We start from the raw sequence: 13,843 nt of genomic DNA on the forward strand, positions 1-13,843 counted from the left end.
AAATGAAAAAGATACTAATTCTTCTATTCCTGATTGTCGGATTTTCCTTTGCCGATGTCATTGCCCAGCGATATAGCGATGGCAAAATTCATAGGGCGCTTCCCAGCTGGATAGATATGTCAGACGCGGAAGTTGTGCCTTTTTCGGTGAACGGGACTGTTCTCAGTCTTCCCGAAGCAAATCAATTTACATATATGTCGCGAACATATTCAAATCTTACCATTTTTGCCGATGGCCGCATTTCTTTCGGAAATCTGACTAATGGTCTTGATAAGGACATCGAACCCTATCTACAGCCTATTTCTGCCGATGTCAACATGGGAAACTCTTTTAGATGGAGGTCCATCGTCGATGCGAATTCGAATTATCTTACCGTTGTAGAAATGGGGCCGTTTCTGTATAGGGGAAAATCCTATTCTGTCCAGTCGTCTTTCTTTATAGACGGTGAAATTCAGGTACAGCTATGGCAAAACGATGTTGCTCACGCCAAACCGGAATTGCTTAATTGGATGCGTCCGGTCTTGTATAACGGAACTGTAAAAACACGTCCGGAGAAGAAACAAGTGACCAGAATGGATGTCTATGGGCCGAATGGTTTGAGACCAGGATGGATAGCGAAATCATTTAATGGGGCCGGGGTTTCTATTACTGAACCAAACGGCATTGGAACTGGCCTTCTTGTGAATATGGGAACATTTTCGCAAGCTGGGGGACTCCTTGCTTATGATTATTCTAGAGAGTACCCCGTAGTTGGAGGAATCCGTAATATCGAAGTCAAGATGCTTAATCCGGTCGATGTTGACGATAGTCTTTGCATTTGGTATTTTGACGAATTTCAAGGAACCGTCTATGCAAATTATCCATCTATGAAGATGAACCAGACGATGGGGGTGTTTAGTCCCGAAGACTACACCTACCAGTGGGGTGGACCTTTCTATACATCGCTTTATGTAACTAGGCCTGCACCAGGTTTCAAGTTTCAACTGGCTTACCCGCAAAACCAGAATATGACATTTAGAATAGGCCGGATTGTATACAATCTAAAGCAACTCCCGTCAATCCAGTTTCTGCCACCTAAACCATATCAGTTGACTTTTTCGATTACGGGAAGTGGTCGTGTATCGATGAACTCCCCGTCGGGTACTTCTCCGTTTAGCCTGTACGAAGGTGAACATGCTTCCGCTTCAATAATAGGCAAGGCCGGTTCGACGATAGAACGGATTACGGTGAATGGAAAAGTTGTTGTTCTCAATGGAGAAATTATTTCGAAAATGCCTCCCATAAATCCGTCGTTTAATGCAATGAGGGCCGCAAATGAATATGTAAAGCTTTTTAAGGTCTATGGAAACAAGCCGTATTCGAAGATTGATTTTGATATCACGGCCATGCATGAAAATGTGAATGTGGTCGTTGAATTTGCTCCCTGTGAGGCGAGGACGCTCGATGTCGTACCGGAAATGGTAAAGACCGATTCCTATCTTGATCCCGTCAACCAGTCAAATGCGAGAAAGTTTACATCGGCATTTTTCAAGGACGCCTTCGGTTCGACTGTGCAGAAGCAGGATTCTCTTGCTGACGGAAAGTATATTGTGTCAGCCGTATATAGTGATGCTCTCGGAAAAACAAAATATGAGCCGATGTCGTTTGTGCGTGATACGACTGCATTCGGGTATATGGATATGGCTTGCGAAGCCTGTGTGACCGCGGCGAATAATTATTACGACGGAACCGATTCTACAGACAAACCGAATGCGGAGAGTAATGCCTTCACGGAATTCGAACCGAGATATGGAAATACTTCCGGTTCCTTCGGAAGGAATGCAGGGATAGCGAGGCGTTCTTTTGAATATCAGCAGCAAGTCCAGGAAGCCTACGGTTTGCCCGCTTCTGTTGCGACGGACTTTCTCTATTTGGATTATTTGAACGAAGACAATATATCGGATAATTTCAGGAAAAGAATCAAGAACCCTGGCGGAAAGCATTTGACGATATCTCGCGATGCTGAAGGGCGTTATACGCAAAGTGTAACGGATGAAAAAAACAGGACTGTATCGGCATGGACATACGATGGCGAGAATGAACTCGTTGTCATGAACGAGTATGATGGCTATGACAGGTTGATTCGATCTTATCTTAGGGATTACCCTGCGTTTGCGGATACGATGGGCTATGATGCCATGGGGCGCCTGCTCTCGAAAAAATCCAATGACCGTGGCCTGGTGGAATATGCCTATGATTCCCTGGGAAATTTAAGGTTTACGAGAAACGCTCGCCAGAAGGCTTTGGGAAATAACTACTTTATGGCGAATGTATATGACGGCGAAGGGCGTGTTGTCGCAATCGGCGAAGTACATGGCGGTCATGACTTTGCCGCCCCAAATACGGCGATTGCTTCCGCAGCTCTTACTCCCATAGTCCGCACAGTTTACGGAAAGCCGACATCCGATACATTGACCCTATACGGGGTAAACCTGAACAGCTCGCTGCTTGGAAACATTCTGTCTCAGATGGACGGAATACGCGATTATGATGTCGGGGCTATCATTGCCTACGACGGTGAAGGTAATCCTGTATCTATAAAAATGAAGTCCTATGACCGCATTGGGCGCATGTCAAGACAGTGGGTCGTCTACCTGTTTGACGATGTTCCCGCGGTACAATTGTCCTATGTCTATAACTTGTCCGACGAACTGGCTTCTTCTACCTATTCGGAATGGAATGGAAGCGGTTGGACGCAAAAGTCAACAAGGACTAGAACTTACGACTACAAGGGTCGTCTCGTTGAAACACGCGAAGGCAATTCCATGTTGGCTAGTTATACGTACAGTGCAAATGGGAATGTTGTATCCAAACATTATTACGACGCGGGGACTGAGGTGTTTGCAAAAACTGTTCGGCGCGATGTATACGGAAGACCCGTTGTACTAGACTATAGGAACGGCTCTACGGAGCTTTATTCTGAAAACATATCGTATGAAAATCCCTTGTCTGTGCGACAGTCAACCGTGGCAAGAGTGTGGGCTGATGCGGGAACTGTAGGCCGAGTTGTAGAAAATGCTGGCTATACCTATGACTATCTGGGCCGTCTGACGGAAATGTCCGGAACTAGAAATGCAAGTTATAGTTACGACGAACTTGGACGATTGACTGTCAAACACGAGGGATCTCAGGCTGTAGGGTATTACTATGGTTCTCAGAGCCATCAAGGGTATTATCGACCTTATGGTATGACAATTTCGGGTAGAAGCTATACCCCGTATGAGTATTATTCTTACGACGCTTCAGGAAATGTGTGGCTAGACCGTTATGCTCGTGCCGCCTACGAACTGGATGCCAGGGCGTTGCCGGAGAATGTTCGGTTGTATCCTGAAGTCCCGTCTGGAATTTCAGAGAATAATTTGGATGATTTCGAGTCTTTAGAATTGGCTCGAATCCGTATGTCCTATGACGAAAATGGACAACGTGTGTATTTTGACTACAGTGACGGAAGTTCTGGTTACGGAGAGGCGAACCTGAGCGGGGTGGGCGTTTACCGCAAGGAAGGAAGTGGGGATTATACTCTTGTACGGGAGGATTTGATTGCTGGCGGCTACCGCAAAGATGGCGCAGCGTATTTCCCTGTGACAGATGTTCAGGGCAATATAAGGGGCTATGCAAATACATCTGGAGTCCAGAGCGCATACGCCTATTACCCATACGGGACACTAATTGACTTGGCCCATGACGATGCTGAAGATTCAAGACGCTGGCAGGCCAAGGAATTTGATTCCTACATAAACAAGTATTACTTCGGTGCACGATTCTATGACCCACTCTTTGGACTATGGCTTACGCCGGACCCTGCCGGACAGTTTGCGAACCCCTATACTTATGGCGGTGATCCGCTAAACTACATTGACCCGAACGGAGAAAGCTTGACAGCCGCAGTTATTATTGGGGCTGCTATTGGTGCGGCCATTGGCGGAACTGTTTCTGCAGTGAATTGCAGTGGTGCAAATGAAGTTGGCTGTGGAAAAGCGATTGCGCAGGGAGTGGCAATGGGGGCTTTAAAAGGTGCAGCATCTGCTGCGGTTGGCTATGGTGCAGGAATTGCGGTTTCTGGTATTGCTGAAGCGGCCGGTGCTGCTCAAACAGGTTATGCTGCTCTTGAAATGGGTAGTTCTGCGATGTCTGCTGCTGCTCAAGGTGCGGCTGTTCAGACGGGAATAGTTTCTGGAGCTTCCGCATGGGCCAGTTCTGTTGTGTCTAGTGCTTTTGATCGAGGAAATGAATGGTATCGATTTGACAAAAGCTTTGGGGAAGATTTGAAAAATGGGGTTATAGGGGGACTGGTTGGTGTTGCGTTTGGGGCCATATCTGGTGCTTATCAATATAATACAAATACTGCATATCAGTGGAAAACCCATGAAAATGTTCTAAAGTATGCTTTAAATAGGTATAATCCTGAAAACGGACTTGGTGCAGAATATATATTGAAATCTGCTGATTATGTATATAAAGTAGAAGGCGGTGTTGAACAAGTTGATTTTCAGCTACAAAGTCGAGGAAAAGGGTTGTCCAATTATGATTATGAAAAGAATTTGATATCTTTGGATGATGCTGATATAAATTCACCTAGTAAACTTTATTCTACTGTAGCTCACGAAATGAGGCACAAACCATTATGGGAGAATACTGGAAGCGTTTTAGATTGGCAATTAGAGAAAAGTTTTGATACTGAAAAGTATGCAACCGCTCTTGGAACCCAAGAAAAAATAATAAATAGAGAACTGATGTCTCACAAGTATTTTAGATTTTGGGATTTGTCTCGACAAATTGAGATAAAAACAAATTATATTCGATATAAGGACTTTCATGATGCGCGTTTTGATTTACAGTATTAGTTTACTTTCTCTTTTTTTGCAGGGTTGTGGCTTTGGTGAAAAAAAAGATGAACCTCAAATTGAATCTATAAGTAATGCTCGTGGAGAATGTTATCACTATGAAATGTGCCTTTATAAAGATGTAAGATATCATTGCATTATGGATACCGCTGTAGTAGATGACATTGCTCACTTTATTGAAAAAGTAGAACATAATATAAAAGATTGTCGCAATTGTTTCATGGATACAACGATGGTAAATGAATTACTTCGGGAAGCGGAAAAACAAGGATATAATACAGAATCTGATACAAGTAATCTATATAAAATCTTTTCTATTGAAGGATTTTACGATCTCAGAAAAACAAAGCATGCCAAACATTCTTGTTGTTACGCAGCGAATAAAAGTAATGGTTGTGACACATTGAAAGTAACGACAATTATCAAAGACAAAAAAAATGTTCCTCATGGAAGTTTATATGAAATTATAAAGGATTCCTCTGGATGGAAAATTCTCAAGATGGATCTTTGGGTACATTGACTTCGCTAATTCAACATTTTGGCTTGGCCTATTTCCCTGTGACGGATGTCCAGGGGAATATCAGGGACTATGCAAATACATCGGGAGTCCAGAGCGACCCATACGGAGCACTAATTGACTTGGCTCATGACGATGCTGAAGATTCAAGACGCTGGCAGGCCAAGGAATTTGATTCCGACATAAACAAGTATTATTTCGGCGCACGATTCTATGACCCGCGATGCTCTTCGTTTCTGCGAAGGTCTCTCACCTCAGCTTCTTGCCGCAGGATGTGAGCCAAAAGCGACTCGTATTGATGAGTCGTGATGGCGAGAGTGAGCGCTAATTAGTTTTTTTTATGCGTCTAGCGCGAACGGTCGTCATAGGGTCGAGGTCAAGAAGCGCGTGCTCGCCATGGTCGCCCAGATGGACAAGGAAGGCTTCGGCAACTGCACGAACCTTTACGAATGCCAGGCCGCCTGCCCGAAGGGTATCACCGTGGATTACATCGCCAAGATGAACCGCGAATACCTCGGCGCCACCGTGACCTACGCCGAAAAGGTGTACGGAAAGGACTAATTAGGAATGGGCGCATCCCGCGCCCCTCTTTTCTTTATGATGGGGGAAGAATCCCCCTAGCTCCAGCCCCTTTGGGTCTTCCGCGCACCCCCACTGCGGGGCTCATTCGCCGCCCCGCAACGCCCCGCTTTTTTCTCTATACCTTTGGGGATTTATTTTGCTGACTATGTGGGTTGGTATACCAAATTGCTTGATGTGGTTGCTTTGATGATTTTCAGTTTTGCATTGAATCGTTGTTGCTCGGCGTTAATCAAACGGGCTATGTATTCAATAATATTCGTTTTTAGAGGAATTCCAATATTTTTTGTCGTTGTGTGGTTTGGCACCATTGCTATTGATGGTGATGGATATATATAGATGCAATGAGCGACGGATTGCTGATTTATTGAGTCATAATTAGCATAAATATGCAATGAAATTTCTGTGTTATTCCAGACTTTTGCAATCACATTAACTTGGTCAGGCAAGAATGCGTATCTAACACCATTATGTTGGGCGATAATTTCTATGAGATGTGAAAGAGTTGTGATTCCATTGCTATAATTTTCTGCAAGAATATCCCAATAGCAGGGATATTGTAGGTTGATCCCTTGACAACTACTATTGTACACCCACGCCCAGCCGTTATTAGAATTTGCTATGTGGCAGAAAGTACCCGGTAGAATGTGAGATATATGCGGATAGCCGGGATTTCTTGTGAGCAATCTGTCTGCAAAATTTGGTGGTGCAAATGGACTGCTATATGTGTATATTGGAGGTATGTCGGATTTGCAGCAAAGTGTGAAATTCTCTCTGCAAGGCTGTAGCATGAGCAGATTGTCGAATAGCGCGTTTAGGATTACATTTTTCATTTTAACCTTCTTCCGATTTTCAATCGGTTTCCTTTGGTAGGGAAATTATATCGAAGTATCATTTCTTTGCGATTTTTAAGTGATAAATAGAACAAAGTGTGATGTAAATCACATTTTGTTGGCGAAAATGCGCCCGCAATTGTGTAAAGTCGCTTCCGCATTTGCGGGAGCGGCTTTTACATTGTGGGGGTGTTGCCTGAACTTTTGCTTTTGTTACAATGTCACTTGTGTTGAACTGCGGGGGCAAATGTCCGGGCGGTTTTGTCACTTGTGCAAAACGGCCCGGTCTTTTGCCGGAGTGTCTTTTACACTTATGCGAAGGAGCCTGAACATTTGGCCGAGCACCTTCACCGCTTAGGTGATGGTGCTGGGGTATTTGCTGGAGCGGCGTTACCACGGTGATGAAGTTGCTTGGGCTTTTGCGCGAGTGGTTTCACCACTTGTGCAAAGGCGTTTGGACATTTGAGGGAGTAGTTTTTACAAGGTGAAGTAGGTGCCTGGACTTTTGCCGGGGCGTGTTGCATTCTTGTGTAAAGGGGCCCGGGCAAATGTCCGAGGGGCAACACTACTTATGCAAAGGTGCCTGAACATTTGGCCGAGCACCTTCACCGTTTAGGTGATGGGGCTGGGGCATTTGCTGGAGCACCTTCATCACTTATGCAAAGACACTTGAACTTTTGCGGAAGCAGCATTTACAAGGTGACATTGATGCCAGGACATTTGCAGGACTTCCAACCACATTTTTGGGCTGCTTTTCGGGGCTTTTGCCCCCCTTACCACCAGAGTTTCAGGCGCAAGTAGTCGATGGCCTGGTGCGAGAGAATCCACCAGAGTGTGCGCTTGCCCGCGAAAATCTTCGCTATCCCTGTCATGCCGGGGCGGAACCACGGGGGAGTCGCCCGCACGAACTCGCCGCGCACGGCGAAGGTGTTCTCCTGGTCCTTGACACTTGCCGTCGGGTTCATGAGCGTGGTGCGGAACCTGTACACGTAATCGGGACGGCTCTTGATGGCCATGAAGCCCTCGCCGCCAAGCCGCACGTTGTTCACTTCCAGTTCGCTCACGTCGGCCTCCATGTAGATTTCTTCGATGGATGCCAGCTGGAACAGCTCGCCGCCCTGGTTCACATGCGACCCCACGCGCTTTTGCAGGTCGCCCTCGATGACCACCGCGCTGTCCGATTCGCAGCGCACCACCGAGCGAGAGAGCTTGTAGCGCACCGTCTTTAATTTCGCCAGTGTCTGCGAGAGCTTGGCCTGCTGTATGCGCAGGTCGGCCAGCTGCCTGTTCGCCTGGGCCTTCTGTATTTCGCGGCGGTTGTCCTGCTCCTGGGCCATCAGGTCGGCCTCTTCTAGCTTGAGTTCCTTCTGGTCGAGTCGCAGGAGCTCGTCGCCCTTGTACACGATGTCGCCCGGCTTCACCTTCACGCTCTGGATGAACCCGTCGAAGGGGGCGCTCAGGTAGGTGATGTGGTCGGTCTTGAGCATGGCCGGGGCGCTTACCCTGTAGGGGATGGGCACCAGTGCCGCGAAAAGCACGAACGCCGTAAGCAGGATGCCCAGCAGTTTTGCCCAGGTGTGTTCGTGGCCCAGCAGCTTGGCTAACCCCTCCCGCGCGGCACGGGCGAACCTCTTGCCGAACCAGCCGCTCTTGCGGTAGAGTTCGTCTATCCTTGCGCTAGTGAGCGTTGCTACCAGGTGGATCTGGGCGGACTCCTCGTCGTCAAAGGGGTGTGCCCCGCGTTCGCAGGTGATTACCGCGATGGTCTCTTCGCCCCGCCTTACCGGGACCGAGAGCATGTGCCCCACGCCGTAAGTCTTGCTGTAGTACTCGTGGATCCGGGTGGCGAGCGGGGTGCCGCCGTCCGGGGGCGGGTAGGCTATGCTGGCGTCCTGTTCGTAGGCCTCTTCCATGGCGCTCTCCAGGTCGCGCACCACCTGCATCTTGCCCTCGAAATGGTCGGTGTGGCTTATGGCCGCGAGCACCACGTAGTCGTGCTTGACCATGCCGATGCTCACCCTTTCGGCGTGGTGGCGGTCGGCGATTTCGCCCGCGAGTGCAAGTGCCGCCGTCTTGAAGGTCTTCGCCTCGCCGACAACCCGCACGATGTCCAGAACCTCGTTCATCTGCCCTATCTTGGAACTGGTGGTGCGCAACGCGTTCTGCAGCGCCTTGATGATGGCGCCCTGGTCGAACTGCGGCTTTTCCTGGTTCTGTGCGGTCATTGGACTGTCGGTTAGGGTGTGGTTTGGGTGGAAATAATAGTAAAAATATGCCGACATGCAGAAACCGTTTAGAAATGCTACAGTCCAAAGGCGCGTAAGAATATCTGAAGCATTTTGAAACATCTGCGGTCGCCCCAATGCCCCCAAAAGCCTGTTTTTGCGGTTGGCACGGTATTTGCATAAATGCCAGCATTATCAGAAAATCAGCCTTTTTTATGAGGAGAGGAGTTCCTATGACAAGGACCTATAACATCTTTATTAGCCATTCCTGGGGCTATGGGGAAGACTATGAAACCCTGACCGGCTTTCTTGACGGGCATCCGAATTTCTCATGGCGGGATTATTCCGTGCCGAAGGATGACCCTATTCACAATGCTCGTAGCAGGGCGGCGTTGCGAGCCGCCTTGCAAGAGAAAATACGCCATGCGAGTTGCGTGATTGTTCCGGCGGGAGTCTATTGCACTTATTCTGACTGGATTGAAGAGGAAATAGGCATTGCCCTGGAGATGGACAAGCCTATAATTGGCGTTCGTCTGCGCGGTGCGGAGCGGGTTTCGTCTATCGTTCGAGACAATGCTATCGATATTGTAGGCTGGACTAGCGATTCAGTTGTTGATGCTATTAGGTATTATTCAATATAAAGGAGAGAATTATGAGTAGAAAGGCTCTAGTTGTCGGAATTGACAATTATTCCGGTTGCCCTTTGCACGGTTGTGTAAACGACGCTTGCAATGTCGCCGAGTTGCTGAAAACGCATGCAAACGGCGACAAAAATTTTGATGTGATATTGAGAACGGATGCCGTACCAAAGGACAAGTTGCTAAGGGACATCCAGCAACTTTTCGCGGGCGAAAGCGAAATCGCCCTGCTCTATTTTTCGGGGCACGGATGCAAATCGGATATGCTTGGAGAGTACATCTGCACGCCGGACGGAACCGAAATGAGTCCGGGTATCAAATTGACCGAAATAACAGAGATTATCGGAAGGTCGAAGTGCCACAACAAGGTGGTTATCCTTGACAGTTGTTTTTCGGGCGGGGCCGGGAATATGCCCCTGCTTTCGAACGACAAGGCCGCACTTGATTCGGGCGTGACATTCTTGTCTGCTTGTGATAAGAACGAGTGCGCTATGGAAGGGGCGGATAGTGGGGTATTTACCAGCCTGCTTGTGAATGCGCTGAAAGGCGAGGCCGCCGACCTGCTTGGGAATGTATCGCCCGGTTCGATATATGCGTATGTGGACAAGGCCCTGAGTGCCTGGGACCAACGCCCGATATTCAAGACCAATGTGCGGGAATTTGTCTGCCTGAGGAAGGTCTCGCCGCCCGTTTCTTGTAGCGAACTGAAACAGTTGAAGAATTTCTTTAGCAGGCCGGAAGAAGAATTCTCGCTAGACCCGTCGTTCGAGTTTACGAATACGCCGAAAGTGGATCACGAATTGATACAGCCGTTTGCTAAGTCGGAAAATGTCAAGAAGTTCAAGTTCTTGCAGAAAATGGTTTCTGTCGGGTTAGTTGAACCGGTTGGCGAAGAACACATGTATTTTGCGGCGATGCATTCCAAGGGATGCCGCCTGACCCCGTTGGGTAAGTATTACTTGCATTTGGCTCAAAAAGATAGAATATAAGGAGAACGCCATGGAAAAGAAACGCACATTCATTAGTTTCGACTACGACCATGACAAGGAACTCAAGGAGTGCCTTGTTGGTCAAGCAAGGAATCCCGACAGCCCGTTTGAAATAACGGATATGTCTATCAAAGAAAAGATAGATGACAACTGGAAAAAGAAAGCCCGCAATAGAATAAAAGGCTGCGATGTTGTTGTAGTTATTTGTGGAGAACATACGGATACGGCGACCGGAGTTACAGCTGAACTAACCATTGCGCAAGAAGAAAAAATCCCGTATTTCCTGTTGAAGGGCCACCCAGACAAGGTTTGTAAGAAGCCAAACCATGCACTAGCATCGGATACGATTTATAAGTGGACTTGGGATATCCTTAAGCTGTTGTTCCAAGGTAAACGCTAGATAAATTATGCACTGAGAAACCCCTGTCGGCTCTCTACCGGCAGGGGTTGTTTTTGCTTATTTCAGTAGTTCTGCGATGATTCTTGCTTGAACATTGGGATTCATTTCGATGTACATGGTGCCACCGCGCATGAAATCGTATTTGTCCTGAAGTCGGCCAAGCCATAGCCAGTTACTTTGCCTTGTTGCGTGAAATTTCCAGGCAACTTCCCTTGCGTAGCCAAGATTATCGGTTTCGCTAGGTTGTAGAATCCTAGAAGATGTTACGAGGCCGATGGCCTTGATATAAAGCCCAGCCTTTGGACTGAACGACTTAAGGAAGACTATGTCCCCTATATTTATCTGGCGGAGCATTTCGTGAAACGCCGGAGCGTCCTTGCTGTTCCAGCCAATACAGGCGATGCCTTTGCTGATGAATGTTGATGCGTGGTCTTCTGTGCCGCTAGAATATGCGGCTCCAATACCATAAAACATGTTTTACCTCTCTAATAAATTTAGGTATAGTTTTCTGTTAATGGAGTGGGCCCTGTTCCACAATTTCGTGGTATTACAATCAGCTCACTAGCCTACCGCATAATAGAAAAAAACAGGTATGATGGCAAGGGGGTAGAAAAAAGAACCCTGCTATAGCAGGGCCTTAGAAAAAACTAATCTTTGTCTTTTTCACTTCGATATACTTGCCATTCTCCAATGTTTGCCCCGAAAATTCTCCGGGGCTCGAGACCGAAATCATTTAGCTCTTTCCATACAGCATAAACTTTCTTTTTTCCTGCTTCCGTCGAAGGAACTAAACCTATATAGGTTGATTCAGGTAGACGGATATTCTTTTCTGGAGTTAATTTAAAAAAGCCATGTCTTGCGAGAATTTCTTCCCTTTGATCCGTTGTTGAAGAATCTGAATCGGAATCAAGTGTAATAACCATCCTTACTTTTTCAGCCATAAATACTCCTTGTTGCTGAGTTTAGTTTATAGACTAAAGATGTCTTTTTCTTGATGAAAATCCAATAACTTTATTCGAAAAAACTTTACGGTGTGACGTGTGTCATGCTAATTGAAAAATGAATACGGTTATAATACGCCCACGTTCCAGCGGTATACAAAAAAAATCGGACTGCGGGGCGGGGTGTGGGGTGAATATGGGGGCTTTTTACCCCCATTTGGGGTGTTTGTGGCTGGTCAAATAGCTTTCTTTATTATCTTTTTCTTAAAAATAAGAACAGATTTTGTTCCTATGAATGAATCGGATGTAAAAGTAAAAGGGCCTGGTCCCTATTCGATTGAGCGGTTGAAACCGCGATTTATGGTGGATGCCCTGTCCATCGGGATTCTGATTTCGAAAAAAGTTTAATAACAGGAGTACCAAAAGATGAACAAGTTCAAGACACTACTTTTCTTAGCCGTGTTTGGCGGAATAGGCCTTTGGGGCTGTGACGATTCGTCGTCGGCAAGTGAAGACAACAACGAAACATCCGCTGTTGAATCGTCTTCAAGCGTAAAGGACTCTGATTCCACCGAAGAGTCATCCTCTTCGATAGATAAAAAGTCGTCTGGCAATGAATCTACGGAAAAAGACAAGTCTTCGAGTAGTGAGAATATGTCTAGTAGTTCCGCGAAAGAAACAAAGAATTCATCTGACTCCAAGAGCTCCAGTTCCGTAAAGACAGATGATTCTTCTAGTAGTAACAAGGGTAAGTCCAGTTCGTCAGTGAGTTCGTCTTCGAGTGAAAAGCAAAGTAGTAGTTCCGTAAAGTCTTCCAGTTCTTCCGTGAAACAATCATCTTCGTCAGTAGCTTCAAGTAGTAGTTTTGTAAGATGGGGCGATCTTCCCCCGAATTTTTCGTATGGTGAATTTGAATATGAACAGCGTATATACAAGTATCTGACTGTGACAGGAAAAGATACTAATAATAAAGCGGCAACAATCAATGTTATGGCAGAGAACTTGAATGTTGGTATAATGGTTGATGGTTCTGAGAATCAATCTGACAACTCTAAAGTTGAACGCTACTGCTATAACAATGATACCACAAAATGCCTAAATTATGGTGGACTTTACCAATGGGCTGAAATGATGGGCTTCAACGATAGTTGTAATACCAAGAGTTGTGCCCATTTGATTCAAGAGAATCATCAGGGAATTTGCCCAGATGGTTGGCGTTTGCTTACATACAATGATTTTTATATTGTAGTTCACGCAGATGGAAATGATGCGGGCGTGAAAGGTGTAAGGTCGACCTCTTTTGGCGGCCTTAACTATACAGGGTATAGTTTAATTGCCGCTGGATATAATTGGGCATATGAGTTTTCGGATCTTAATGATTACACATATTGGTTTTATCCTGAAGAATCAAAGAATTATGCCGAAGAAGGTGCTGTTGCCGGATCACAGGGGAAATCATCTACGGGAAATTCTCGATCCGATCAATATAAGACATATGGTTTTTCTGTGCGTTGTGTACAAGTGAAAAAGCAGGTGAATCGTTAAATCTCAATATGTTAAAGGGCTTGTAATATGTCTAAAAAGAATAATAAAAAAAGAATCGGCGAGTTGAACTACAAAATCGAATCTTTAGAACCTCGCATGATGATGAATGCGGATGTTGTCTTGGAGGACTTTGAGGACAATATATCCAATGTTTCAACTACAGTTGAAAGTGCCCTGAATGAAGTTGATGATTTGCAGTTGTCCGGACTTGGCTTGAGTGAGTCTCTTGATTCTGCTTCTGCATATTTTTCTGGTGTCGGCTCAAATATACGGTCTTTGGTATCTACGGCATT

The 13,843-nt window shown here is 46.2% G+C and carries 12 protein-coding genes and 1 pseudogene; 9 read left to right on the forward strand and 4 right to left on the reverse strand.

The features are described from left to right. Nucleotides 1–2 precede the first annotated feature (2 nt). The 4 genes and pseudogenes from BUC02_RS14380 to BUC02_RS15985 all read left to right on the forward strand — a co-directional run. Nucleotides 3–4,883 (forward strand): RHS repeat domain-containing protein, encoded by a 4,881-nt coding sequence (locus BUC02_RS14380; protein WP_073323708.1) that lies wholly within the window; start codon nucleotides 3–5, stop codon nucleotides 4,881–4,883. Next, nucleotides 4,855–5,403, forward strand: a complete 549-nt coding sequence (locus BUC02_RS15975) for a hypothetical protein (protein WP_139261202.1) — start codon at nucleotides 4,855–4,857, stop codon at nucleotides 5,401–5,403. Before BUC02_RS14380 ends, BUC02_RS15975 begins: the two co-directional genes overlap by 29 nt. Continuing rightward, a complete protein-coding gene (locus BUC02_RS16350) occupies nucleotides 5,367–5,678 on the forward strand; it encodes a hypothetical protein (protein ID WP_217653093.1) in 312 nt (103 codons plus the stop codon). Before BUC02_RS15975 ends, BUC02_RS16350 begins: the two co-directional genes overlap by 37 nt. An 88-nt stretch (nucleotides 5,679–5,766) precedes the next feature. Next, nucleotides 5,767–5,961: pseudogene (locus BUC02_RS15985) on the forward strand (succinate dehydrogenase/fumarate reductase iron-sulfur subunit); the annotation flags it as partial. 164 nt (nucleotides 5,962–6,125) lie between these two features. Here BUC02_RS15985 and BUC02_RS15990 read toward each other — a convergent pair. Both BUC02_RS15990 and BUC02_RS14400 read right to left on the reverse strand, forming a co-directional pair. Further along, nucleotides 6,126–6,812 carry a hypothetical protein gene (locus tag BUC02_RS15990; RefSeq protein ID WP_139261204.1) on the reverse strand — a complete coding sequence of 229 codons (687 nt, stop codon included), beginning with the start codon at nucleotides 6,810–6,812 and terminating at the stop codon, nucleotides 6,126–6,128. Nucleotides 6,813–7,585: 773 nt separating this feature from the next. Beyond that, on the reverse strand, nucleotides 7,586–9,037 hold the full coding sequence (locus BUC02_RS14400) for a GAF domain-containing protein (RefSeq protein ID WP_073323714.1): 1,452 nt from the start codon (nucleotides 9,035–9,037) through the stop codon (nucleotides 7,586–7,588). Nucleotides 9,038–9,270: 233 nt separating this feature from the next. Here BUC02_RS14400 and BUC02_RS14405 point away from each other — a divergent pair, with 233 nt between their 5' ends. The 3 genes from BUC02_RS14405 to BUC02_RS14415 are packed head-to-tail and all read left to right on the forward strand — an operon-like array spanning nucleotide 9,271 to nucleotide 11,064. Next, the gene (locus BUC02_RS14405) at nucleotides 9,271–9,678 is read left to right on the forward strand and encodes a TIR domain-containing protein (protein ID WP_073323716.1); all 408 of its coding nucleotides are present in this window, start codon (nucleotides 9,271–9,273) and stop codon (nucleotides 9,676–9,678) included. A gap of 11 nt (nucleotides 9,679–9,689) precedes the next feature. Continuing rightward, complete coding sequence (locus BUC02_RS14410; protein ID WP_073323718.1) at nucleotides 9,690–10,664, forward strand: caspase family protein; 975 nt, start codon at nucleotides 9,690–9,692, stop codon at nucleotides 10,662–10,664. Nucleotides 10,665–10,674: 10 nt separating this feature from the next. Further along, complete coding sequence (locus BUC02_RS14415) at nucleotides 10,675–11,064, forward strand: TIR domain-containing protein (protein ID WP_073323720.1); 390 nt, start codon at nucleotides 10,675–10,677, stop codon at nucleotides 11,062–11,064. Nucleotides 11,065–11,121: 57 nt separating this feature from the next. Here the strand turns inward: BUC02_RS14415 and BUC02_RS14420 are convergent, their stop codons facing one another. Beyond that, a complete protein-coding gene (locus BUC02_RS14420) occupies nucleotides 11,122–11,538 on the reverse strand; it encodes a hypothetical protein (protein ID WP_073323722.1) in 417 nt (138 codons plus the stop codon). Between the two features lie 173 nt (nucleotides 11,539–11,711). Continuing rightward, nucleotides 11,712–12,005 (reverse strand): hypothetical protein, encoded by a 294-nt coding sequence (locus BUC02_RS14425; RefSeq protein WP_073323724.1) that lies wholly within the window; start codon nucleotides 12,003–12,005, stop codon nucleotides 11,712–11,714. Between the two features lie 111 nt (nucleotides 12,006–12,116). Here BUC02_RS14425 and BUC02_RS14430 point away from each other — a divergent pair, with 111 nt between their 5' ends. Both BUC02_RS14430 and BUC02_RS15735 read left to right on the forward strand, forming a co-directional pair. Continuing rightward, complete coding sequence (locus tag BUC02_RS14430; RefSeq protein ID WP_073323726.1) at nucleotides 12,117–12,413, forward strand: hypothetical protein; 297 nt, start codon at nucleotides 12,117–12,119, stop codon at nucleotides 12,411–12,413. Nucleotides 12,414–12,431: 18 nt separating this feature from the next. Then, entirely contained in the window at nucleotides 12,432–13,550 is a 1,119-nt protein-coding gene (locus BUC02_RS15735) for an FISUMP domain-containing protein (RefSeq protein WP_083564620.1), read from the forward strand. The last annotated feature ends 293 nt before the right edge of the window (nucleotides 13,551–13,843 follow it).

This window comes from Fibrobacter sp. UWOV1, assembly GCF_900142495.1.
GTDB lineage: Bacteria > Fibrobacterota > Fibrobacteria > Fibrobacterales > Fibrobacteraceae > Fibrobacter.

Bases quoted from the DNA above. Each gene is read 5' to 3' on its own strand.
- BUC02_RS14380 (WP_073323708.1), top strand. From the start codon at position 3: ATGAAAAAGATACTAATTCTTCTATTCCTGATTGTCGGATTTTCCTTT.
- BUC02_RS15975 (WP_139261202.1), top strand. From the start codon at position 4,855: ATGATGCGCGTTTTGATTTACAGTATTAGTTTACTTTCTCTTTTTTTG.
- BUC02_RS16350 (WP_217653093.1), top strand. From the start codon at position 5,367: ATGGAAAATTCTCAAGATGGATCTTTGGGTACATTGACTTCGCTAATT.
- BUC02_RS15990 (WP_139261204.1), bottom strand. From the start codon at position 6,812: ATGAAAAATGTAATCCTAAACGCGCTATTCGACAATCTGCTCATGCTA.
- BUC02_RS14400 (WP_073323714.1), bottom strand. From the start codon at position 9,037: ATGACCGCACAGAACCAGGAAAAGCCGCAGTTCGACCAGGGCGCCATC.
- BUC02_RS14405 (WP_073323716.1), top strand. From the start codon at position 9,271: ATGACAAGGACCTATAACATCTTTATTAGCCATTCCTGGGGCTATGGG.
- BUC02_RS14410 (WP_073323718.1), top strand. From the start codon at position 9,690: ATGAGTAGAAAGGCTCTAGTTGTCGGAATTGACAATTATTCCGGTTGC.
- BUC02_RS14415 (WP_073323720.1), top strand. From the start codon at position 10,675: ATGGAAAAGAAACGCACATTCATTAGTTTCGACTACGACCATGACAAG.
- BUC02_RS14420 (WP_073323722.1), bottom strand. From the start codon at position 11,538: ATGTTTTATGGTATTGGAGCCGCATATTCTAGCGGCACAGAAGACCAC.
- BUC02_RS14425 (WP_073323724.1), bottom strand. From the start codon at position 12,005: ATGGCTGAAAAAGTAAGGATGGTTATTACACTTGATTCCGATTCAGAT.
- BUC02_RS15735 (WP_083564620.1), top strand. From the start codon at position 12,432: ATGAACAAGTTCAAGACACTACTTTTCTTAGCCGTGTTTGGCGGAATA.